This is a genomic window from Arthrobacter castelli DSM 16402 (assembly GCF_000430705.1).
Classification (GTDB): Bacteria; Actinomycetota; Actinomycetes; order Actinomycetales; family Micrococcaceae; genus Arthrobacter_C; species Arthrobacter_C castelli.
Window position 1 is genome coordinate 50,902 of the sequence record NZ_AUMN01000024.1, and the last position, 22,211, is coordinate 73,112.

General features: G+C 63.5%; 15 protein-coding genes, 2 tRNA genes and 1 pseudogene. 12 read left to right on the forward strand and 6 right to left on the reverse strand.

Annotated elements, in window-relative coordinates:
• Positions 1-51: 51 nt before the first annotated feature.
• Positions 52-2,607: an aminopeptidase N gene (gene pepN, locus H535_RS0119140; protein WP_026820818.1), complete on the reverse strand. Its 2,556-nt coding sequence runs from the start codon at positions 2,605-2,607 to the stop codon at positions 52-54.
• Positions 2,608-2,764: 157 nt separating this feature from the next.
• On the opposite strand from pepN, the gene H535_RS0119145 reads away from it, so the two are divergent.
• The 3 genes from H535_RS0119145 (at position 2,765) to H535_RS0119155 (ending at position 6,109) form a co-directional block, all read left to right on the forward strand.
• On the forward strand, positions 2,765-4,606 hold the full coding sequence (locus H535_RS0119145) for a gamma-glutamyltransferase family protein (RefSeq protein WP_026820819.1): 1,842 nt from the start codon (positions 2,765-2,767) through the stop codon (positions 4,604-4,606).
• Positions 4,607-4,692: 86 nt separating this feature from the next.
• Positions 4,693-5,217 (forward strand): ribose-5-phosphate isomerase, encoded by a 525-nt coding sequence (locus H535_RS26705; RefSeq protein WP_035770197.1) that lies wholly within the window; start codon positions 4,693-4,695, stop codon positions 5,215-5,217.
• A 4-nt stretch (positions 5,218-5,221) separates the two neighbouring features.
• The gene (locus H535_RS0119155; protein ID WP_026820820.1) at positions 5,222-6,109 is read left to right on the forward strand and encodes an Fpg/Nei family DNA glycosylase; all 888 of its coding nucleotides are present in this window, start codon (positions 5,222-5,224) and stop codon (positions 6,107-6,109) included.
• A 67-nt stretch (positions 6,110-6,176) separates the two neighbouring features.
• Here H535_RS0119155 and H535_RS26710 read toward each other — a convergent pair whose 3' ends face one another.
• Both H535_RS26710 and H535_RS0119165 read right to left on the reverse strand, forming a co-directional pair.
• Positions 6,177-6,647, reverse strand: a complete 471-nt coding sequence (locus H535_RS26710; RefSeq protein ID WP_051299554.1) for a Fur family transcriptional regulator — start codon at positions 6,645-6,647, stop codon at positions 6,177-6,179.
• Between the two features lie 11 nt (positions 6,648-6,658).
• The gene (locus H535_RS0119165; protein ID WP_026820821.1) at positions 6,659-7,132 is read right to left on the reverse strand and encodes a Dps family protein; all 474 of its coding nucleotides are present in this window, start codon (positions 7,130-7,132) and stop codon (positions 6,659-6,661) included.
• 334 nt (positions 7,133-7,466) lie between these two features.
• On the opposite strand from H535_RS0119165, the gene H535_RS0119170 reads away from it, so the two are divergent.
• Positions 7,467-10,040 (forward strand): excinuclease ABC subunit UvrA, encoded by a 2,574-nt coding sequence (locus tag H535_RS0119170; RefSeq protein ID WP_026820822.1) that lies wholly within the window; start codon positions 7,467-7,469, stop codon positions 10,038-10,040.
• 110 nt (positions 10,041-10,150) lie between these two features.
• Here H535_RS0119170 and H535_RS0119175 read toward each other — a convergent pair.
• Positions 10,151-10,224, reverse strand: a tRNA-Gly gene (locus H535_RS0119175).
• A 104-nt stretch (positions 10,225-10,328) separates the two neighbouring features.
• Between H535_RS0119175 and H535_RS0119180 the strand changes: the two genes are divergently transcribed.
• The 6 genes from H535_RS0119180 to H535_RS0119205 all read left to right on the forward strand — a co-directional run bounded on the left by H535_RS0119180 (position 10,329) and on the right by H535_RS0119205 (position 15,711).
• A tRNA-Pro gene (locus H535_RS0119180) sits at positions 10,329-10,401 on the forward strand.
• 54 nt (positions 10,402-10,455) lie between these two features.
• Complete coding sequence (gene tig, locus H535_RS0119185) at positions 10,456-11,880, forward strand: trigger factor (RefSeq protein ID WP_026820823.1); 1,425 nt, start codon at positions 10,456-10,458, stop codon at positions 11,878-11,880.
• 239 nt (positions 11,881-12,119) lie between these two features.
• Positions 12,120-12,746: an ATP-dependent Clp protease proteolytic subunit gene (locus H535_RS0119190; protein WP_425387301.1), complete on the forward strand. Its 627-nt coding sequence runs from the start codon at positions 12,120-12,122 to the stop codon at positions 12,744-12,746.
• A gap of 73 nt (positions 12,747-12,819) precedes the next feature.
• A complete protein-coding gene (locus tag H535_RS0119195; protein WP_026820825.1) occupies positions 12,820-13,491 on the forward strand; it encodes an ATP-dependent Clp protease proteolytic subunit in 672 nt (223 codons plus the stop codon).
• A gap of 164 nt (positions 13,492-13,655) precedes the next feature.
• Complete coding sequence (gene clpX / locus H535_RS0119200; RefSeq protein ID WP_026820826.1) at positions 13,656-14,945, forward strand: ATP-dependent Clp protease ATP-binding subunit ClpX; 1,290 nt, start codon at positions 13,656-13,658, stop codon at positions 14,943-14,945.
• 157 nt (positions 14,946-15,102) lie between these two features.
• Entirely contained in the window at positions 15,103-15,711 is a 609-nt protein-coding gene (locus tag H535_RS0119205) for a mycothiol-dependent nitroreductase Rv2466c family protein (RefSeq protein ID WP_026820827.1), read from the forward strand.
• A gap of 408 nt (positions 15,712-16,119) precedes the next feature.
• Here H535_RS0119205 and valS read toward each other — a convergent pair whose 3' ends face one another.
• Positions 16,120-18,780, reverse strand: a complete 2,661-nt coding sequence (gene valS, locus H535_RS0119210; RefSeq protein WP_026820828.1) for a valine--tRNA ligase — start codon at positions 18,778-18,780, stop codon at positions 16,120-16,122.
• Positions 18,781-19,040: 260 nt separating this feature from the next.
• On the opposite strand from valS, the gene H535_RS0119215 reads away from it, so the two are divergent.
• Both H535_RS0119215 and H535_RS28015 read left to right on the forward strand, forming a co-directional pair.
• Positions 19,041-20,330: an extracellular solute-binding protein gene (locus tag H535_RS0119215; protein ID WP_245580388.1), complete on the forward strand. Its 1,290-nt coding sequence runs from the start codon at positions 19,041-19,043 to the stop codon at positions 20,328-20,330.
• A gap of 801 nt (positions 20,331-21,131) precedes the next feature.
• A complete protein-coding gene (locus H535_RS28015) occupies positions 21,132-21,818 on the forward strand; it encodes a hypothetical protein (protein WP_155838782.1) in 687 nt (228 codons plus the stop codon).
• Positions 21,819-22,085: 267 nt separating this feature from the next.
• Here the strand turns inward: H535_RS28015 and H535_RS28675 are convergent.
• Positions 22,086-22,211 (reverse strand): annotated as a pseudogene (locus H535_RS28675) (dihydrofolate reductase); the annotation flags it as partial.

The following is a 22,211-nucleotide window of genomic DNA, read 5'->3' on the forward strand; positions in this document are numbered from 1 at the left end:
CCGCCGCCGGTCCGAAGCGGGTGCGGCCCTCGGGCCGGCGTGCCGGCACTGTTACTTGTCTCTCTGCTGGGCCTTCAGAGCGCGGGCAATATTGTCCCGGTTCTCCAGCGTCAGTCGGCGCAACGAATTGGAGCCGGCGGGGAGGGATTCCAGGAAGGCATCCGTCTGCTCCAGCGTGCGGCGGGTGGCCAACTGGGCAGGGAAGAGGCCGACGACGATCTGCTGCGACAGTTCATGAGTGCGGGTATCGACGATGCCCGGTACGGCGTCGAAATATTTGTCCACGAAAGGCTCAAGCAGCGACGTGTCATGGACCCTGTTGAATCCGGCGATCCGGGCCTGTTGCACCGCATTGGAATTGTCATCCTTGACGACAACGGAGTGCCACACCGCTTCCTTCGCCTCGGGCGTCGGGATGGCCGCCCTCGCCAGCGCCGCCGCGCGCTGGCCGCTGGAGGTGTTGTCCCGGGTCAGTTCATGATCGATGGCGGACTCATCGGCACGTGCGCCGGCCACCAGCGCGGTGAGCAGCTCCCAGCGCAAGTCCGTGTCGACGTCGAGCCCGTCAAGAGTCACAGACCCATCCAGCAGGCCCGCCGCCCGGTCCAGTTGTCCGGCCGTGCGGGCCAGCGATGCGAAGGCCTTGGTGAACTGCAACTGAGAGTCCGAGCCGGCCCCGGCGTCGCGGGCCAAACGCCACAGCGAGTCGGCCGCCGACTCGATGGTCTGCCGGCGTACGCCCGGGTGTACATAGTAGTTCAGCGCGCTGGTCAGCTGCCGCAGCAGCACCAGCACCACTGAAGAGTCCGACTCGTGGGCGATATTGTTCAGCACCAGGTCGACATACCTGCGTGCCGGGGTCTCTCCGTCGCGGGCGGCGTCCCAGGCAGATCCCCAGACCAGGGTTCGCGGCAGCGAATCGGCGAAGTCCTTCAAATGGTGCTTGGCTGTCTCCAGGGACGAGTCATCCAGCCGCACCTTGGCGTAGGCGAGGTCATCGTCGTTGAGCAGCACGAGGTCCGGGCATTCCAAGCCGACCAGTTCGGGAACCGTTGTGCGATCGGATGAAATGTCCAGCTCCAGCCGGTGATTGCGCACCAATTTGCCGGTCCCGGTGCCGTCCTGGGCGACGTCGAGATCATAGAAGCCGATGGCCATCCGGTGCGGCCGGATGCTCGGGTAGTCATCCGGAGCGGACTGCACCACGGTGAAGGACGTTATGATCTCACCGCCGTCGGTCTCTATCTCGGGCCGGAGGGTGTTCACGCCGGCTGTCTCCAGCCAGTGGGCCGACCACAGTGACAGGTCGCGTCCGCTGGATTCTTCCAGTTCCGCCAGCAAGTCCTTCAGCTCGGTGTTCCGCCAGGCATGCTTGGCGAAGTAGCGGCGCACGCCTTCCATGAATTCATCGCGGCCCACCCAGGCCACCAGTTGCTTCAGCACCGAAGCACCCTTGGCATAGGTGATGCCATCGAAATTGACCTGCACGTCTTCCAGGTCATTGATTGGAGCAACGATGGGGTGTGTGGTCGGAAGTTGGTCCTGGCGGTAGGCCCAGGACTTCTCCAACGAGGCGAAGGTTGTCCAGGCCTGCTTCCACTCCGTGTTCTCGGATGCCGCGAGGGTGGACATGAATTCGGCGAACGATTCGTTGAGCCACAGGTCGTTCCACCACCGCATGGTGACCAAGTCGCCGAACCACATATGTGCCAGTTCGTGCAGGATGGTGATGGCGCGGCGCTCGACCATGGCGTCGGTGACCTTGGACCGGAAAATGTAGTTCTCCAGCAGGGTCACGGCGCCGGCATTTTCCATTGCGCCGGCGTTGAATTCGGGAACGAACAATTGGTCGTACTTGGCGAATGGATACGGCGTACCGAAGTGATGCTCGTAGAATTCAAAGCCTTGGCGCGTCAGTTCGAAGATGTTCCCGGCGTCCAGGTACTGCATCAAGGATTGGCGGGCGTACACCCCCAGTTCAATCGTCCGCCCGTCGCAGCTGGTCAATTCGCTCGTCACGGAGTCGTACGGGCCGGCGATCAGGGCGGTGATGTAGGACGAAATCGATTCAGTCGGCGGGAATTCCCAGATGCAATTGCCGTCGTCGGCGGGGTGGGGGCGGGGAGTGGCAGAATTGGAAACCACTGTCCAGTGGGCCGGAGCGGTGACGGTGAAGGTGAAACTGGCCTTGAGGTCCGGCTGCTCAAAGACGGCGAACATCCGGCGGGAATCAGGCACTTCGAACTGGCTGTACAGATAGACCTCGTTGTCGACCGGGTCCACGAACTTGTGCAGCCCTTCACCTGTGTTCATGTACGTAGCGTCGGAGACGATGCGCAGTTCGTTGACGGCCTCGAGGTCGGGCAACTGAATGCGGACGTCGTCGGAGACCTCACCAGGGTCCAGCGGCCGGCCGTTCAGCACCACCTCGTGCACGGTGTCCGTGATGGCGTCGATGAACGTGGACGTCCCTGCCTTCGCCCGGAACCTCACGACCGTCGTCGAGCCGAAGGTTCGCTGCGGACGCCTCAAATCGAGAGTTACGTGGTACGACTCGATATCGAGCAATTCAGCACGCCCGCGGGCTTCATCACGGGTCAAGTTCATACCTGGCAAGGTAGTGCCTCCAGTGTCGTCACGTTCGGCCACGCCATGGGCCCCAATAAGACAGATTTAGCTATTCTCTCACTCAGCCTTGGAATGCCAAGTTCGAAGTTCCCCCCGGTGCCCCGATCTTCACCTGTACCGGGGTTAGGCTACCAAAATGACTGAATCGTTCACTTCGCCAGCTGCTTTCACCACTCGGCCCACTCTCCGTGGCACCTTCGGTATGACGTCCTCGACCCACTGGCTCGCCACGGCGGCCGCACAGTCAGTGCTGGAGCGGGGCGGCAATGCCTGCGACGCGGCCGTGGCCGGCGGCTTTGTGCTGCACGTGGTGGAGCCGCATCTCAATGGCCCCGGCGGTGACATGACCGCGATCGTTGCCGCCCCTGGCCAGGCCCCGGAGGTGCTGGCCGGACAGGGAGCCGCACCGGCGGAAGCCACCATTGAACACTTTGAGGGCCAGTCACTGGCCATGATTCCCGGCGCCGGCGGACTGGCAGCGGCGGTCCCCGCAGCCGTGGACGCCTGGTTGCTGCTGCTGTCCGAGCGGGGGAGCTGGGAGTTGGCCGATGTGCTGGCCTGCGCCATCGATTATGCACGCCACGGACATCCTGTGGTCGGTCGCGTTGGTTCGGTCATTAGCACCGTGTCAGAACTCTTCGAAAAGCACTGGCCGACGTCGGCACGGCTGTGGATGCCTGAGGGCCGGGCGCCGGCCGAACACGAGCTGATCACCAATCCCGCCTATGCGGCAACCTTGGAGCGACTGGTGGCCGCCGGCACTGGCGCGGCGGACCGGAAGGCGAGGATCGAGGCGGCGCGGGCCGAATGGCGCGACGTCGTCGGCCGGGCTGCCGAGGAGTTTCTTCGGCAGCCGCATCGCCATTCCACCGGCACCGACCATGCAGGTGTGATCCGCCAATCTGACTTCGACGGCACTTTGGCACGGTTCGAACCGGTGGTCAGTATCGATTTCCGCGGCGTCACCGTGGCAAAGTCCGGGCCGTGGGGACAGGGCCCGGTCTTGCTGCAGACGCTGGCTATCCTGGACGGGTTCGACGATGCCGATATTGACCCGTCCACCGCCCGCGGCGCGCACCACGTGCTGGAGGCGCTGAAACTGGCGATGGCCGACCGCGACGCCTACTATGGCGACGCGGACGACGGCGGGCCGGACGACGGCGGGGGCGCCCCGGCGGTCCCGCTCGATACCTTGCTGTCCCGGGAGTATGCGGACGAACGCCGGGCACAGATCGGTTCCTCGGCCTCGGCCGAGTTCCGCCCCGGCGTCGTCGAGGGCTTCGCTGCGTACCGGCCCCCGCTGCTGACCGAGCAGCAGTGGCAGGCGGCCTCCGCCGGCTCCGCACCGGCAGGTGCGGCAGGCGAACCAACTGTCAGCCGCGGCGGGGACACGCGCGGCGATACGTGCCACATCGACGTGGTCGATCAATGGGGCACGATGGTGGCCGCCACGCCGTCGGGCGGATGGCTGCAGTCGTCGCCGGCCATCGAGGAGCTGGGCTTCTGCCTCGGCACCCGGCTGCAAATGAACTGGCTGGACCCGGCTGCCCCGTCGGCGCTGCGCCCCGGTCGGCGGCCGCGCACCACACTGACGCCGACCATGGTGCTCTCCGGCGGCCGAGCCGTTGCGGCGTTGGGTTCGCCGGGTGGAGACCAGCAGGAACAGTGGCAGCTGCTGTATCTGTTGCGCACCCTCGTCGGCAGATACACGCCCCAGCAGGCTATCGACGCGCCGGCGCTGCACACCACGTCGCTGGCCGGCTCCTTCTGGCCCCGGACCTGGGAACCGGGTGGCGCAGTCGTCGAGGATCGCATCGGTGCCGAGGTCATCGCCGGGCTGGAACGGCGCGGGCACCGGGTGACCAGGGCGGGAGACTGGTCGCTGGGGCGGCTGTGCGTCGTCGGGATCAACGACGACGGCAGCTACTACGCGGCGGCCAACCCCCGCGGCGCGCAAGGCTACGCCGCCGGACGATAAGCTGGGCTGCAGACCCTGCGTCAGCGACCCCACCTGCGAACCCACCAGCGACCCCGGCGGGCAAACCCGGCCAGAACGGACATCCCATGCGTGTACACATCGCCACCGACCATGCGGGCATGGAGCTCAGTGCCCATCTGAAACAGCACCTGACGCCGGCCGGCCACGACGTCGTCGACCACGGCCCGGCAACCTACGATGCGCAGGACGACTATCCCGAGTTCTGCATCCGCGCTGCCCAGGCCGTCGTCACCGATGAAGCCGCGGGCACCGAAACACTCGGCGTCGTGCTCGGCGGATCCGGCAACGGGGAGCAGATCGCCGCCAACAAGGTGACAGGTGTGCGCGCGGCGCTGGCGTGGAACCACGAGACTGCCGCACTGGCGCGGGCGCACAATAACGCCAATGTGGTGGCTGTCGGCGGGCGGCAGCATTCGGCCGAAGAAGCCACGGCGATCATTGACGCGTTCCTCGCCGAGCCGTTCAGCGCAGAGGAACGGCACCAGCGCCGGATCGACCAGATCAGCCGTTTCGAGTCGACGGGCCAACTGCCCGCCGACATCGGCCAGGCTCCGGCCACCGGCACCTTCGAGCTGCCGGAAACGGACTGAGGCGGTGCCCGAGGGGCATTCTCTGCATCGGCTGGCCAGCCAGTTCAATTCGGTGTTCGCCGGTCACCGGTTGCGGCTGAGCAGTCCGCAGGGGCGGTTCGCCGCCGGCGCTTCCCTGTTGGACAATCACCGCCTCTCCCGGGCCGAGGCGTACGGCAAGCAGCTGTTCCTGACCTTCGACAACGAACTGGTGATGCGTGTCCACCTGGGGCTGTACGGCGCCTGGGATTTTGGCGGCGACCGGCATTTTCGCGGCGCATCCAGTATCGGGGCGCCACGGCGGGTCGGCGAACGCGAGCTGGGCTCCAACGACGACGCGGATGCGGACGCCGGCTATACAGGTCCGCCTGAACCGGTCGGCGCGGTGCGGGCCCGGCTGGTGGCCGCGCATGGCTGGGCCGACCTGCGCGGGCCCACAGCGTGCGAAGTGCTCACCGGCGACGAGTCCCGCGCCGTGTATTCAATGCTGGGGCCGGATCCGCTGCGTCCGGACGCAGACCCCCACGGGTTCGCTCGCGGGATCAGGTTGAAAGGCAGTGCGGTCGGGACCCTGCTGATGAACCAGAACCTGATTGCCGGCGTCGGTAATGTCTACCGGGCTGAGGTGCTGTTCCGCCAACGCCTGAACCCTTGGGTCCCCGGCACGTCACTGGACGAGGGGCAGACGCTGGCCTTGTGGGACGACATTGTGGCGGCAATGAGCTGGGGCGTGAGCCACGGCCGCATCGTGACGACCGTCGATGGCCCCGAAGGGGCAGACGTCCCGCCTGAGGCCGCGCATTACGTCTACCGCCGTGCGGGACTGCCGTGCCGGGTCTGCGGCACAACGGTGGCGATGGCCGCCGCCGGCGGACGCAAACTGTTTTGGTGCCCGCAGTGCCAGGCCGGGTAAGCAAGGCCAATCCGGCGGGCCGGGGGGAGCCGGGCCAGGCCAGGCGGGCCGTTCAGCCGCGCTGTTTTCAGGCGCGCGCCGTTGGACGGGCCGCGCAGTCCGGGCATAATCCCCGCAGGATCACCTGCGCGGATTCAACCCTCGCGCCCGGTAGCTCGGAGTACAACGAACCATTGACCGATTCCTCGGTCGGCACATCCAGCAACGCGTTGCATTGCCGGCAGATGAAGTGGTGATGGGACTCGCCCCTCACTTCATAAAGCGTGGTTCCCGGACCGGCGTCGACCACGTCAGCCAAGCCGGCATCGACCAATGCCTTCAGCGCGTTGTAGACGCTGGTGCGCGGCAACGAGGGTCCCGCAGCGGTGATCGCCGCGGCAACTTCATCGGCCGACCGATGCCCGCCCTGCTTCGCCAGGGTGTTGTACACAACCAGCCGAGGACCCGTCACCCGCAGGCCACGGCTCCTCAGCCGGTCGCTGAGTTCATCGACGCTGAGCGGTTGCCCGGGCGTTTCTGAACCGGAATCATTCGTCATGACGAGCTTGTTTAGAGTGTCCGGCTTGAATCCAGGAACCAGCGGTCCTTGTCAAGCCCGCGGACAATCTCGATGGCAACGTCCTGGCTCATATCGTCGATCTCGCCGAGTGGCTTAACTGCGTCCCGCAGCTTGGAGAGGACGACGTCCATGTGCTTGACGACTTCATCGATGGCGGTGTCGGCGGTGATGAAGCCGGTGGGGAAGGCCGGCGTTTCGGTCTGCTTGGCGACGGCGGCCAGCGTGGCGTCGATCGGAGCGCCCAGGGCCACGATCCGCTCGGCAGCCGTGTCCGCAGCGTCGCGCGCATGGTCGACAATGCTGTCGAGCAGCTCATGCACCGGCACAAAGTTGGACCCCTTCACATGCCAGTGGGCCTGCTTGCCGGTCACGGACAGAGCGGTCAGCTCGACGACGGCGGGACCCAGCAACTGGGCGACACCGGCAGCTGTTTCAGTAGGTTTTACATCAACGGTGGCAGTCATGGTGATTCCCTTCCGCGCCAAGGCTCCGAAGTGAGGTAAGCCTTAGCTGTTTATACAAGATCCAAATTTTGAATCTGTACAAATAATACCTCGCCGGGTGCAGGATTCAACGAAGGAAGGCCTTGCTTACCTGGCCTACCTGCCACCGAGTGCAGGGGAGTGCCGGGTACGGCCGGATGCCGGGTCCCGCGGCCGTACCCGGGCCTGCGCGTCCGTCCGAGGAGTACAAAGCGCCGATTTCGGCGCCTTAGTACCTGGAAGCCGCGAAGTTACTCCCCGCCCGAACATGACTGCGCTTTTCTGCGCCCCGGCGATCACGGCTAGAGTCGGCCGGGTGCCTGAACAAGAGACGCCCGAACACCGCGACGGATTTGTCCGTGTCCGCGGAGCCCGGGAGAACAACCTGTCCAACATCGACGTCGACGTCCCGCGGGACTCCATCGTGGCCTTCACCGGCGTCTCTGGCTCGGGCAAGTCCTCGCTGGCGTTCGGAACGATCTTCGCCGAAGCCCAGCGCCGGTTCCTGGAGTCGGTCGCCCCGTATGCGCGCCGGCTGATCCAGCAGGGGCACTCGCCGAGGGTCGAAGAGATTACCGGCCTGCCTCCCGCCGTCGCACTCCAACAGCGGCGCAGCGCTCCGGGATCGCGCTCCACGGTGGGCACCCTGACGACCCTGTCCAATTCGCTGCGCATGCTGCTCTCCCGAGCGGGAACGTATCCGGCCGGTGCCCACCGCCTGGAATCGGACGCCTTCTCGACCAATACCGCCGAGGGCGCCTGCACGGAGTGCCATGGCCTGGGCACTGCCCACACGGCCAGCGAAGAACTACTGGTTCCCGACCCCTCGCTGAATATCCGCGATGGCGCGGTTGCCGGATGGCCCGGCGCGTGGCAGGGCAAGAGCCTGCGCGACATCACCGCCACCCTGGGATACGACGTCGACATTCCCTGGCGGGAGTTGCCGCGCCACAGCCGCGACTGGATCCTCTTCACCGACGACCAGCCGGTGGTTCACGTTATTCCGCAGCGTGACCGGATCGGCAAGCCGTACAACGGCAAGTTCGTCAGCGCCAAGCGCCACGTGCTGACTACGCTGTCCGAATCGAAGAGCCCGACCATGCGTGAAAAGGTGTTGCGCTTCATGCAGAGCGGCCCGTGCCCGGTGTGTGAGGGCGCGGGATTGAAGGCGGAGGCGCTGACTGTCACCTTTGCCGGGCGGAATATTGCCAGCCTCAACGCCGTGCCGATGGCTCAACTGGCCGCAATCCTCCGGCCCACGGCCGAACGTGTCGACGCCGGCACCGCACGGTCGTCGGCCGATTCCGGCGAGGGTACTGAAGTGGCGGTGACGCTTGCCCGCGACCTGCTGGAACGGATCGAGGTATTGCTCGACCTTGGGCTGGGCTACCTGAGCCTGGGGCGGCCGACGCCGACACTGTCGACGGGCGAAATGCAGCGCCTGCGGATCGCCACCCAATTACGGTCGGGCTTGTTTGGCGTCATCTACGTGCTCGATGAGCCTTCCGCGGGGCTCCATCCCGCCGACGCCGAGCCCTTGCTGGCTGTGCTGGAGGAGCTCAAGGCGGGCGGAAACTCAGTCTTCGTGGTTGAACACAATATGGACATCGTCCGGCGGGCGGACTGGGTGGTCGACGTCGGACCGTCCGCCGGAGAAGCCGGCGGAGAGGCGTTGTACAGCGGCCCCGTTGCCGGGTTGGGGCAGGTCGCAGCTTCGGTTACCCGCCCGTATCTGCTCGATGGTGACCGTGAGCATGGTTCTCCTGGTTCGATGGGGAAGAGTTTGCCGGCGGCAAAACCCGGGCAGGCTGCGGACCGTTGGGAAACGGCCGGCGGGTCAGGCCGGCAGCCGGAGGGCTGGTTGCGGCTGTCGGGTATCACCCGCCACAACCTGCACGCGCTCGACGCCGACTTCCCCCTTGGCGTGCTGACGGTCGTGACCGGTGTGTCGGGCTCGGGAAAGTCCACCCTGGTCAGCCAGGTATTGGCCAATGTGGCCGGCGCGCATGTCCGCAATGATTCATTGCCGACCGAGGCGGATGTGGAGGTCGCACCGGGCGACCGAATGATTATCGAAGACATCTCCGGGCTGGACAGCGTGGACCGGCTGGTGCGCGTGGACCAGAAACCGATTGGCCGCACCCCGCGGTCCAATCCGGCCACCTATACCGGATTGTTCGATTCCGTGCGCAAGGTCTACGCCGCCACCGAGGCTGCCCGGGTGCGCGGATTCGATGCCGGGCGGTTCTCTTTCAACGTTCCCGCCGGACGCTGCGGGACGTGCCAGGGCGAAGGATTTGTCGCCGTCGAGCTGCTCTTCCTGCCGGGCAGTTACGGGCCCTGCCCCACCTGCCACGGTTCCCGGTACAACCCCGAAACGCTGGAAGTGACATACAACGGGCGGAACATCGCCGAGGTGCTGTCCCTGACCGTCGACGCCGCAGCGGAGTTTCTAGCCGGGGTGCCGACGGCGGCGCGGAGCCTGCAGACCCTGCGCGAGGTCGGCCTCGGCTACCTCCGGCTTGGGCAACCCGCCACCGAGCTTTCCGGCGGCGAGGCCCAGCGGATCAAATTGGCAACGGAGCTGCAGCGGGCCCGGCGCGGACGCACGCTCTACCTCCTCGACGAGCCGACCACCGGACTGCATCCGGCCGACGTCGAACTGCTGATGACGCAACTCAACCGACTGGTCGACGCAGGCAATACCGTGGTGCTGGTCGAGCATGACCTGACGGTGGCGGCCGGCGCGGATTGGGTGATTGATCTGGGCCCGGCAGGCGGGGACGGCGGCCGGATCATGGCTGCGGGGACGCCGCAGGCTGTCGCTGCAACCACGGCCGGCAAGACCGCGACGTACCTGTCACGCGAACTGGCGCGCCGTGCAAACTGACTCATCCGGCGAGCTGACTCGGAGGTGAACGGGCGTGTGAACTGATGGGCTCCGAAATACTCCGTCCCCGAACCAACAAACTCCCCGGCCCACGGACCGGGGAGTTGCGCTGGAGGGGATGACGGGAATCGAACCCGCGTAATCAGTTTGGAAGACTGAGGCTCTACCATTGAGCTACATCCCCGGAGCCGCCAAAACCGGCGAACGGATATAACTACATCATACCGGTGGCTGCAGGTGTCAAATGTGCACGCCGCGCCGATTCCCCGTAGACTGGCCCGTGCACTACGGGGCGTAGCGTAGTGGCTAGCGCACCTGCTTTGGGAGCAGGGGATCGCAGGTTCGAGTCCTGTCGCCCCGACGAATTGCCGTTGAAGTACTTCAAGACCCCTACATGCATCAGGAGTGCCCCGCTGTGAAGAGCGCTGTCGAGAACCTCAACCCGACCCGGGTGAAACTCAAGGTCGAGGTTCCGTTCGAGGAATTGAAGCCGCAGATCGACGAGGCCTACAAGACGGTCTCATCCCAGATCCAGGTGCCCGGCTTCCGTAAGGGCAAGGTCCCCAACAAGCTCATCGACCAGCGCGTCGGACGGGCCTACATCATTGAAAGCGCTGTCAACGAGGGGCTGAACGGCTACTACCAGGCCGCCGTGCAGGAAACGGAAATCAGCCCGTTGAGCCAGCCGGAGGTGGAAATCACCTCGATTCCGGATCCCGAGTCCTTCGAAGGCGACCTCAACTTTGAGGTTGAAGTGGACATCCGTCCCGACGTCGAACTGCCGGACTACTCGGGCATCGAGGTCACGGTGGAGCCGGCCAAATCGTCGGACGAGGACGTCGACAAGGAACTCGACGAACTGCGCGGCCGGTTCGGCACGCTGAAGAACGTCGACCGGCCGGCCGTCAAGGATGACTTCCTCACCCTTGACCTGAGCGCCAAGATCGGCGACGAGGAAGTCGACTCGGCCTCGGACCTCTCCTACCAGGTCGGAGCGGGCACCATGCTCGATGGCATGGATGAGGCCGTTGAGGGCCTGTCCGCGGATGAATCTGCGATCTTCGAGACCAAGCTCTCCGGAGGAGATCACAGTGGCGAAGACGCCCAGGTCACCGTCGTGGTCAAGGCCGTCAAGGAACGGGAACTGCCTGAGCCGAATGACGACTTCGCCCAGCTGGCCAGCGAGTTCGACACCATCGAAGAGCTGCGCGCCGATCTGGAGAACAAGGCCGGCGAGTCCAAGGTGGTCGACCAGGGCGTGGAGGCCCGCGACAAGGTGCTCGAACAGCTTGTCGGAATGATTGACGTGCCGGTTCCGCAGTCTGTGATCGACCAGCAGGTCGAGCAGCACTTCAACCAGGAAAATCAGGAAGAGGACCACGACACCGAAGAGCACCGTGAGGAAGTGGCCGGCAACGCCGAACATTCCTTCCGCAACGAGGTCATCCTCGACGCCGTCGCCGATAAAGAGGAAGTCGGCGTCGAGCAGAACGAGTTGATCGACTACATCGTTTCCACGGCCAGCCAGTACGGCATGGACCCGAACCAGTTCGCGCAGATCATCGATCAGAGCGGCCAGGTTCCGATGATGGTTTCGGAAGTTCGCCGCCGCAAGGCCCTGGCCCTCGTGCTTGGCCAGGCCACGGTCACTGACACCGAAGGTGCCGAGGTGGACCTGACGGAATTCGTCCGTCCCGCCAGCGAGACCCAGGGAGCCGAAGCCGCAGAGCAGGCTGCCGAGGCAGAAGGCGCCGCAGCAGAAGGCGCAGCGGCAGAGGATGGCGAGTCGTCTCATGACGCCGCCGTCAGTGCCGACGATCCTGGAGCCGCACGCTTCTAAGTACATGGCAGGAGCCGCCGCCCTCGAAGGGACGGCGGCTTCAGCCATTTAAGCGCCAGGACGGTGCCACGCAGGCCACCGGCAGCACTGCCTGCCTCGGGCGGTCAGGCTTAATGCGCCGTCAGCGAACAGCGCGGATTTCGGAAACAATACCGCCCCCGATGACGCTAATGTCCACAGTGAGATGATTAGGGACGATCCCGCGTCCCACAGTTCCACACAGAGCGAGAGGTAACTGAATGTCGACTGAGCCCCAAACCCCGCGAATGGACACCCAGGAACTGTCCAACCGGGATGACTACATCTACAACCGGCTGCTCAAGGAACGGATTATCTGGCTGGGCTCCGAGGTGCGTGACGATAACGCCAACACCATTTGTTCCCAGTTGCTGCTGCTCTCAGCCGAGGACCCCGAAAAGGATATCTACCTTTACATCAACTCGCCCGGCGGCTCCGTGACGGCCGGCATGGCCATTTACGACACCATTCAGTTCGTCCCGAACGACGTCGTCACCGTGGCCACCGGCCTGGCAGCTTCGATGGGGCAGTTCCTGCTGTCCTCAGGCACCAAGGGGAAGCGCTACGCCACGCCGCACGCGCGGATCCTGATGCACCAGCCTTCCGGCGGCATCGGCGGAACCGAATCCGACATCCGCATCCAGGCCGAACTGATTCTGCACATGAAGAAGCAGTTGGCCGAACTGACCGCCGAACAGACCGGACAGAGCGTCGAGCAGATCTTCAAGGACAACGACCGCGATAAGTGGTTCACCGCAGAGGAAGGGCTTGAGTATGGCTTCTTCGACCACATTTCGGCCCATGCCGGGGGAGTATCCGGTGGCGGCGGCACCAACCGCGCGGAATAGCCCAGGTACGACGGCGGCAGCCGGTTTTCGGTGAACGAACAGACTTTCTTCAGCAATCAGGAGTAGCGAAACAATGAACTTGCCTCAAGGATCAGCATTTGGCGGGATGGCCCCGCAGATGCCCACCGACCGTTATGTGCTTCCACAATTCGAGGAGCGGACGCCGTACGGGTTCAAGCGCCAGGACCCTTACACCAAGCTCTTCGAGGACCGGATCATCTTCCTCGGCGTGCAGGTCGATGATGCCTCGGCGGACGACATCATGGCCCAGCTGCTGGTGCTCGAGTCCAGCGACCCGGAACGCGACATCACCATCTACATCAATTCGCCCGGCGGCTCGTTCACAGCAATGACCGCGATCTACGACACGATGCAGTTCGTCCGTCCGGAGATCCAGACAGTGTGCCTGGGCCAGGCCGCCAGCGCCGCTGCCGTGCTGTTGGCCGCCGGCGCGCCCGGAAAGCGGCTCGCTTTGCCCAACGCCCGGATCATGATCCACCAGCCCGCCCTCGCCGGCGGCCAGGGCGGCCAGGCATCGGACATCGAGATCCAGGCCAATGAAGTGCAGCGTATGCGTACGTGGATGGAAGAGACGCTGGCTGACCACTCGGGCCGCACCGCCGAGCAGATCAACCAGGATATTGAGCGTGACAAGATCCTGACGGCCGAAGAGGCCCAGGGATACGGGCTGCTTGACGAGGTGCTCGAAGCACGTAAGATCCGCTCGTCCGGCAGCTCCAGGTAAGCGGTAAGATCGAACGCCCTGTGGTGTAATTTTTCACCACAGGGCGTTTGGTTTCTGAACCGGAGTAAAATCTGGCCTACAGTAGAAACTGATCGAAAATCGCTTCGAACTGAACGGCCCGTCCGTCAGCGTCGACACTGTTACCACGTAAAGGGGAACGAGCTATGGCCCGCATCGGTGAGAGCACAGAGTTGCTGAAGTGTTCTTTCTGCGGCAAGAGCCAAAAGCAGGTCATCAAGCTGATCGCCGGCCCCGGAGTCTACATCTGCGATGAGTGCATCGAGCTGTGCAACGAGATCATCGAAGAAGAGCTGGCCGAGACGACTGAAACCAGTTCGTTCGAACTGCCCAGGCCCAAGGAAATCTTCGGTTTCCTGCAGGAATACGTCATTGGCCAGGAACCGGCCAAACGTTCCCTCGCCGTAGCCGTTTACAACCACTACAAGCGGATCCAGTCCGGGCATGCGGCCAAGGCCACCACGCTGGGCGAAGGCGCACAGGCCGAAGACGTGGAGATCTCCAAGTCGAACATCCTGATGATCGGCCCCACCGGCTGCGGCAAGACGTATCTGGCCCAGACCATGGCCCGCCAGCTCAACGTACCGTTCGCTGTCGCGGACGCCACCGCGTTGACCGAGGCCGGCTACGTGGGCGAAGACGTGGAGAACATCCTGCTCAAGCTCATCCAGGCCGCCGACTACGACGTCAAAAAGGCCGAACAGGGCATCATCTACATCGACGAGATCGATAAAATCTCCCGCAAGAGTGAAAACCCCTCGATTACCCGCGATGTCTCCGGCGAGGGCGTCCAGCAGGCGCTGTTGAAAATCCTGGAGGGCACCGTCGCGTCAGTGCCGCCGCAGGGTGGGCGGAAGCACCCGCACCAGGAATTCATCCAGATCGACACCACGAACGTGCTCTTCATCGTGGCCGGTGCGTTCGCCGGACTGGAGGAGATTATTGGTGGCCGTGCCGGGAAAAAGGGCATCGGATTTGGAGCCCCGCTCAGCTCGCTGAGCCAGGACGACGGAAGCTATTCCGATGTGTTGCCCGAGGATTTGTTGAAGTTCGGCCTGATTCCCGAATTCATTGGCCGGCTTCCGGTCATCACCTCCGTGGAAAGCCTGGACCGTCCGGCTCTGATCCAAATCCTCACCGAGCCGAAGAACGCACTGGTGAAGCAGTATCAAAAGATGTTCCAGCTCGACAATGTGGAACTGAACTTCGACCAGGAAGCCTTGGAAGCTATCGCGGACAAGGCCTTGGACCGGGGCACCGGTGCCCGAGGCCTGCGCGCGCTGCTCGAAGAAGTACTGCAGCCGGTAATGTTCGACCTTCCCAGCCGCGAGGACGTCGCAACGGTGGTGATCACCGACGACGTCGTCAAGGACGGCGCCGAGGCCACGCTGATATCCAGGGACGTGGACGCCAAGCGGCGTAACAAGTCCGCCTAAGCAACCAGTTTCGCCGCGATCGGCTCTGCCCTGTCACTCTGCCGTGTCCGGAATATCGGCGTCGGTGATCCCGTTATGCCATTGAGCACATCAGGCAGGGCAGGGTCGCTTCCCGGACCCGCCCGACGCCCAGTCAAGGAAGCGCAGAGGAGAAAGAATGAGCGAAAAGAACGCGGTGGATTTTTGGTTCGACCCGGCCTGCCCGTGGGCATGGATGACCTCACGCTGGATTGGCGAAGTGGAGAAGGTCAGGGACATTGAAGCCGAATGGCACGTCATGAGCCTGGCGATCCTGAACGAAGACAACGACGATTCAGCCGAGCATCAGCAGAGCATGGCCAAGTTGCGTGGCCCGGTCCGCGTGATCACCGCAGCGGCTCAGTTGCACGGCAGCGAGTACACCAAGAAGCTGTACGACGCCATGGGCACCCGCATTCATCCCGGCGGCAACAAGGATTTCGACGACGTCATCGCCCGGTCCCTGGAGGAGGTCGGATTGCCCGCGTCATTGGCCGGCTATGCCACCAGCGACGAATATGATTCGGAGCTGCAGGCCAGCCACGATAAGGGCATCAGCCTGGTGGGGCAGGACGTCGGCACACCTGTGGTCGCCTTCAATGGAACCGCGTTCTTCGGGCCGGTCATGACCCCGGCACCCAAGGGCGAGGAAGCCGGCAAGGTCTGGGACGGTGCCGTCCTATTGGCCGGGTATCCGGGTTTCTACGAATTGAAGCGCAGCCGCAGTGAGGGCCCGATCTTCGACTGAGGCTCCCTGTTGGCTCTTGTATCCCGATCGCCGGCGGAGTAGAACGGACACACACACCCTTCAGGGTGCCGAACGGACACCAAAGATTCAGTGATCCAACGGGATACGTCCGGTTGGGGCCGGCAGGTGGCGGGGCCGGGAAGACCTGGAGATCGGCGGAGTCCGGGAGGCCAGTGTCCGCCATCCGCTGACCGACGGCAGCCCCCTCCAACTCATACTGGAGGGGGCTGACGCCGTTAAGTGGCGTGTTTGCCACTGACCGGCGTCCACTTGGACGCTGGTCACTTACCTGCCGTTCATTCACCTGCGGCGGCCCTGCAAGCTCATACCCAAGCAGGGCCATAGGCGAAGTTAATACCCCAGTGAACACGCCTGCGCGCGCTTAGGCACGCAGGCGCGCCGAAGCCACTACTCGGCAGGGGCGAGTTCGACACCGGAAACGGCCAGCTCGCCGTCGTGCTGGACAACCTCGAGATCCCGCACATTGCCGGCTGCTTTCAGGTCGCCCAGCCCGGCGTGCAGCTGTTCCACCTGCTGTGCGGGGGCGCTGATTCCGGCCTTGAGGACCTCGGTGCGCTGCTTGACCTTGGCCTCTGATTTCGCCTTGCGGATGCCGCTGAGCGCCTCGCCAACAGTGGCCAGCAGCTCGGTGTCGGCCCGGGAGGCAATTGGCTTCAACGCTTCCGCCGCGGGCCAGGACGCCTGGTGCACTGACCCTTCGCGCCACCATGACCAGACCTCTTCGGTGGCAAAGGGCAGGAACGGCGCGAACAACCGCAACACACTGTCCAGCGTTGTCGCGAGGGCGGCGAGCACCGAATCCTGTTCTTCGGCGCCGGCGCCGCCATAGGCCCGGTCCTTGATCAACTCGACATAGTCGTCGGTAAAGGTCCAAAAGAACGCTTCGGTCAGCTGCAGTGCACGTGCGTGCTCGTAGTTGTCGAACGCAGCAGTGGATTGGTCGACGACGTCGGCCAGTCCGGCGAGCAGTGACCGGTCCAGCGCATTGGTCACCACCGACGTGTCGGATGCGACGACCGAATCCCTTGTCGCGCCCAGGTTGAGCACGAACTTGGAGGCGTTCAGCAGCTTGATGGCCAGCCGGCGTCCGATCTTCATCTGCCCGACCTCGTAGGCCGTGTCTGCACCGAGCCGGGCGGAGGCTGCCCAGTAGCGCACGGCGTCGGCCCCGAACTGTTCGAGAATATCGCTGGGGACAATGACATTGCCCTTGGACTTGGACATCTTCTTCCGGTCAGGGTCGAGCACCCAGCCGGACAACGCCGCGTGCTTCCAAGCCGGGCTGTCGTTCAGCGAATCGGCCCGCACCACGGAGGAGAAGAACCAGGTTCGGATGATGTCATGTCCCTGCGGCCGCAGGTCGAACGGGAAGACATTGCCAAAGAGCTTCTCGTCACGGCTCCAACCACCCAGGATCTGCGGGGTCAACGACGACGTCGCCCAGGTGTCCAGCACATCGGGATCGCCGGCGAATCCGCCCGGTTGGCCGCGCTGCGACTCGTCGTAGCCCGGAGCAGGTTCGCTGGCCGGGTCCACCGGAAGCGACTCCGACGCCGGCAGCACCGGATGGTCGTAGTCAGGCTCACCGGCTGCGTCGAGCGGGTACCAGATGGGAATCGGGACCCCGAAGTAGCGTTGCCGGGAGACGAGCCAGTCGCCGTTGAGCCCCTCCACCCAGTTCTTGTACCGGGAGCGCATGAAGGCAGGGTGGAATTCGATCTCGTTGCCGCGCTCGATGAGCCGCTCACGGCGTGCTGCGTCGCGGCCACCGTTGCGGATATACCACTGGCGGCTGGTGACCACCTCGAGGGGCTTATCACCCTTTTCGTAGAAGTTGACCGAACGCGTGGTCGGGGTCGGCTCGCCGACCATGTCGCCGCTGTCGCGCAGCAATTCCACGATCGCTTCCTTGGCGCTGAATACGGTCTTTCCGGCCAGCGAAGCATAAGCCTTCGTCGGACCCTCGCCGGCAATCCATTCCGGAGTCTCGGCGATGATGCGCCCGTCGCGGCCAACGATCGGACGTGTCGGCAACTGCAGTTCGCGCCACCACGTCACGTCACTGAGGTCTCCGAACGTGCAGATCATGGCAATGCCGGAGCCCATGTCCTGCTTGGCCAGTGAGTGCGCCAGGACGGGCACCTCGACGTCGAAGAGCGGGGAGGTGACAGTCGTTCCGAACAGCGGCTGGTACCGCTCGTCGTCGGGATGGGCCACCAGCGCGACACACGCGGGAATCAGCTCGGGGCGGGTGGTCTCGATGTAGACAGTGCCGTCTGCGGCATCCGTGCCGGCATCTGTGCGCTGAAACCCGACACGGTGGAAAGCGCCGGGGCGTTCGCGGTCCTCCAGCTCCGCCTGGGCGACTGCGGTGCGGAACGTGACGTCCCACAGTGTTGGGGCTTCGGCCATGTACGCGTGGCCGTCCTTCAGGTTCTGCACGAACGCGCGCTGGCTGACAGCCCGGGAGGTGTCGTCGATGGTGCGGTAGGTCAGGTCCCAGTCGACCGACAGCCCCAAGGTGCTGAAGAGATCCTCAAAGACCTGCTCGTCATCGACGGCAAGCTGCTCGCACAGTTCAATGAAGTTGTGGCGGGAGACCTGGTCATAGTCCCGGTCGTTCTTCGCCGGCTTGGCCGGGGGAGTGTAGTCGGGGTCGTAGGGCAGCGCGGGGTCGCAGCGGACGCCAAAGTAGTTTTGGACCCGGCGCTCAGTGGGCAGGCCGTTATCGTCCCACCCCATCGGATAAAACACGTTCCTGCCGCGCATCCGCTGGAATCGTGCGATGACATCGGTCTGCGTGTACGAGAATACGTGGCCCACGTGCAGGGAGCCTGAAGCTGTTGGCGGCGGGGTGTCAATGGAATAGACCTCTTCCCGGCTGGTTTCCGGGTCGAACTTGTACGTCTTATCCGTCCTCCACCGCTTGGAGAGCTTGTCTTCGAGTCCCTCCAAGGCCGGCTTGTCCGGGACGGCAGCTCCGTTGGAGGTTGACGCCGGTTCCGATTCGCGTGCGGGCGTGTCTGTGCCCGGAAGATGTTCTGCCATGGGGGCTATTCTTTCATGCTTTCTGCGACCGCCGGTCGAGCAGATCCGCCCATCCGGGGCCGTCCGACCTGCAGGGTGGGCTGACACCCGACTTGAGACGGCAGCAACGATAGCATTGACTCATTATGGGGATACAGGCGAAGCGGATCCACGGACCGGCGGCTGCCATACCACATGTTGCCAAAATGGCGTGCCTTGGTGCAGCTGTCGCGTTGGCCGTCACTGGGTGTGCCCCCGGCACGGGTGATCAGGAAGCCCCCGTGGCTTCCTCGCCCCCTGAGGACCCAGCCTTGAGCGGCACTCTCAGTGTGATGGGCTTCGACACCGGCGGCGGGGGGAATCAAACCCGCTACGAGTTGGCTGCCAAGGCGATGGACGGCGTCGACCTTAACCTGCTTGAAGGCCGGCTCAATGTCCGGCAACTCACCTCCGGGGCCTCCACCGGGGAACTGCCGGACTTGATTTATGTCGACAGAAGGCACATCGGGACCTTAGCCTCCGGTGGTGCCATCATGCCTTTGGACACGTGTATATCCAACGAGCGTATCCGGATGCAGAACTTTCTCGATACCGCGCTCAGCCAGGTGACTTTTGAGGGAAAGGCCTACGGCATCCCCGAGTTCAACCAGGTCCAGGTACTGAAGGCAAATTCGGAACTGCTTGCCGCAGCCGATCTTCAGCCGGCGGATGTGGACGGCTCGGACTGGGACCGGCTCGCCGCCTCCGCCGAAGCAATGGCGGAACGCCATGACGGGGAACTGCGGGTTATCGGCTTTGACCCCAAGCTGCCGCAATTACTGCCTCTGTGGGTGCATGCCAATGGGGGAGCGATGGTTTCCGACGACGGACGGACCGCCATGCTGAACACGCCTGAAGTGGTCGAAGCCCTGGCTTTTGCCGCCTCCTTATACGAAGTGCAGGGCGGATACTCCGAAGTGACGGCCCGCCGCGAATCAACCGGTTTCTTCGGCGGACCCAACCAGACTGCAGGAACCCTCGGTGCCGTGCCGGTGAAACAGGGGGACGCCAACGTGCTGAAGGACGTGCCACCGGACGCGCCGGTGACGTTCACCACGCTCAAGAACAAAGACGGATATCCGGTCTCCTACTCCAATGGCCGGGCCTGGGCTGTCCCCGCCGACAGCACGAATCCGGCAGCCGCGTGCCGCTTCATCAAGACGATGACAGCGACCGGGACCTGGGTCGCCGCCGCCGAAACCCAGGTGAAAGACCGCGGAACAGAGGATGCACCGTTCACCGGCCTGTTCACGGCGAATACGGCGGCGGACCAAAAGATCAGGAAGCAGTTCGTCGACGATGGCGGCGTGGAACACTTGGACGCCGCCATCGAGGCCTCCTACGAGGCCAACGAGCATGGTTTCACGTTGCCGACCATTCCCGCCGCCGCTCAGTTCCGAAAGGCGTGGCAGGACGCGGTGAAGCGAGCCTTGAACGGCCGGCAGGAACCTCAGCAGGCACTCGACCAGGCCCAACGAGAAGCGCAGCAGGCCCTGGACAAGGCCTGGGACAGTCGCGACACAGCAGAATAACCAATCCGCGTGCTGAGTCACGGCCCACTGTGCAAGGATGGGCGAAATGGCTCTTGGACTCGACCATGTTGGGTTCAATGATGAGTGTAGGTTCCGCATTTTCGTGTCCTTTTCCGTTTCATGGCCCAAGGAACATACTGGGCAGCGTGAAGTGGACTGTATAAATATGTGTCCTGTTGAGTGAGTACACACTGATTAACGCAGACTCGTTCCGTTATCGGCAGGGCTGGGCAGGCACGGCGATGTGGGTACGACCGACATCTTGGGGTCTTGCAGCAGGTGTGTCGTATAGGGCCCGTCGCCGGACAGATCACCGGACGGGGCAACAAGGACGGCCTCGGCCGCGACACTTCAACGTTGCTGGTCAGAGCTGGGTTTGTCCGGTGGAGGTTGGTCTACTGGCACACGTCCAGCCTGCGCCGACTTTCGCTCTGTGCGACCGGCTCCAGACAAGATGCAGCATTGTGCAGATAACTTCTAGAAATGACAAAGATGCTCTCGGCAGATCGTTCCACTTACAAATCTTGAATAGCCTGGATGTAGCGGTACGTTTGGAGTGCTGGGGAAAGGGGGCATGAAGTGAGGCAATATTGGTGGGCAACGCAGTCTGATAACTACTCGAGGGTGGGAGGAACACTGTGGACCAACTTTTTTAATTCTCGCGGGGCCCGTCGGTCGAGTTCGGCTGCTTTGGCCAGGACGAAGCCCGGTGACATCGTTTTTCACTGCGAGAAACGATTCATTAGAGCTGTCAGTGAGGTCGTGTCGGAACCTGCAGTTGTGTATCGGCCCAAGGCGTATATGGAAAAACGGAGCGGGTCAGACAACGACGAAGGATATTTGGTTCTAGTTGACCCGCTCAAAACCGATCTTCAGATTGACCGGCGCACGGACATACCGTTCATAGAGTCCGACGGTAGCGGTCCGCTAAATATAAACAGGGGGCTGAAGCGGGAAGGGTTCTTTTACCCTCTGCCGGAGAGTTCCGCCGGAGAGCTTCTACGAATGGCTGGTCTAGAGATTTCCGAGCTGCCGAAGGCATCAGCGGATGAATACCTTGAACCATTCTCCGGAGCGGGCCTGACTGAAACAGACCGGATTGGCCTTGCCAAAAGGAGAGTAGAGCAACGTTATCTGCGATCGGCTTTGCTGGAAGACGACGCCACCCAATGTGCGATGTGCCATCGCGGGCTGCCAGAAGACTTACTCGTCGCTGGGCATATCAAACCACGGTGGGCATGCACAGAAGATGAGCGGAAAGACTTCACCTCCGCGGCGATGCTGATCTGCCTAATCGGCTGTGACAGCTTCTATGAACGCGGCATGATCGCAGTGGACGACGCCGGTGAGGTTGTACGTACTTCACACTCGACTACCAGTGAACTAGATTCGCTTCTGGATTCACTTACGGGCAACAAATGTCTACGGCACGACAGTAGAACCGCTGCACATTTCCGATGGCACTACGACAACGCTTTTATGGAATAAACGCGGCTGCGACCAAGTCATCCTGAACCGGCGCATCGAAGATGACCAGTGGTTCAGCATGACAATGTCCGCATCAGAGCCATCAACTGACTCATCCTCTCCTCCACAGTTCTGTGCAAGCAACTTTGGACGAAAACCAGCGTGACACTGCATCGAGCTTCGGACACTTGTGCCAGTTTTCCGCCTGGACGAGAGGCACATGGGACGAGGCGCGGCCGGCCAGTCAGCAAACGAATGCGATGGCGCACGGTCCCGTAAGCGGATCGGTCAGCGGCGCACGGGATAGCGCAGGTGAAGCACCCGGTTGCCCTGAATCACCTCGTCAGGATCCTCCAACAGGTGCTGCGCGTGGACCGCCCCGAAGTAGCGTTTGCCGGACCCGATCACGACGGG

Coding starts and splice junctions, on each gene's coding strand:
- valS (WP_026820828.1), bottom strand. CDS start 18,780: ATGGCAGAACATCTTCCGGGCACAGACACGCCCGCACGCGAATCGGAA.
- clpX (WP_026820826.1), top strand. CDS start 13,656: ATGGCCCGCATCGGTGAGAGCACAGAGTTGCTGAAGTGTTCTTTCTGC.
- H535_RS26705 (WP_035770197.1), top strand. CDS start 4,693: ATGCGTGTACACATCGCCACCGACCATGCGGGCATGGAGCTCAGTGCC.
- H535_RS0119190 (WP_425387301.1), top strand. CDS start 12,120: ATGTCGACTGAGCCCCAAACCCCGCGAATGGACACCCAGGAACTGTCC.
- H535_RS0119195 (WP_026820825.1), top strand. CDS start 12,820: ATGAACTTGCCTCAAGGATCAGCATTTGGCGGGATGGCCCCGCAGATG.
- H535_RS28015 (WP_155838782.1), top strand. CDS start 21,132: ATGGAAAAACGGAGCGGGTCAGACAACGACGAAGGATATTTGGTTCTA.
- pepN (WP_026820818.1), bottom strand. CDS start 2,607: ATGAACTTGACCCGTGATGAAGCCCGCGGGCGTGCTGAATTGCTCGAT.
- H535_RS0119165 (WP_026820821.1), bottom strand. CDS start 7,132: ATGACTGCCACCGTTGATGTAAAACCTACTGAAACAGCTGCCGGTGTC.
- H535_RS26710 (WP_051299554.1), bottom strand. CDS start 6,647: ATGACGAATGATTCCGGTTCAGAAACGCCCGGGCAACCGCTCAGCGTC.
- H535_RS0119145 (WP_026820819.1), top strand. CDS start 2,765: ATGACTGAATCGTTCACTTCGCCAGCTGCTTTCACCACTCGGCCCACT.
- H535_RS0119205 (WP_026820827.1), top strand. CDS start 15,103: ATGAGCGAAAAGAACGCGGTGGATTTTTGGTTCGACCCGGCCTGCCCG.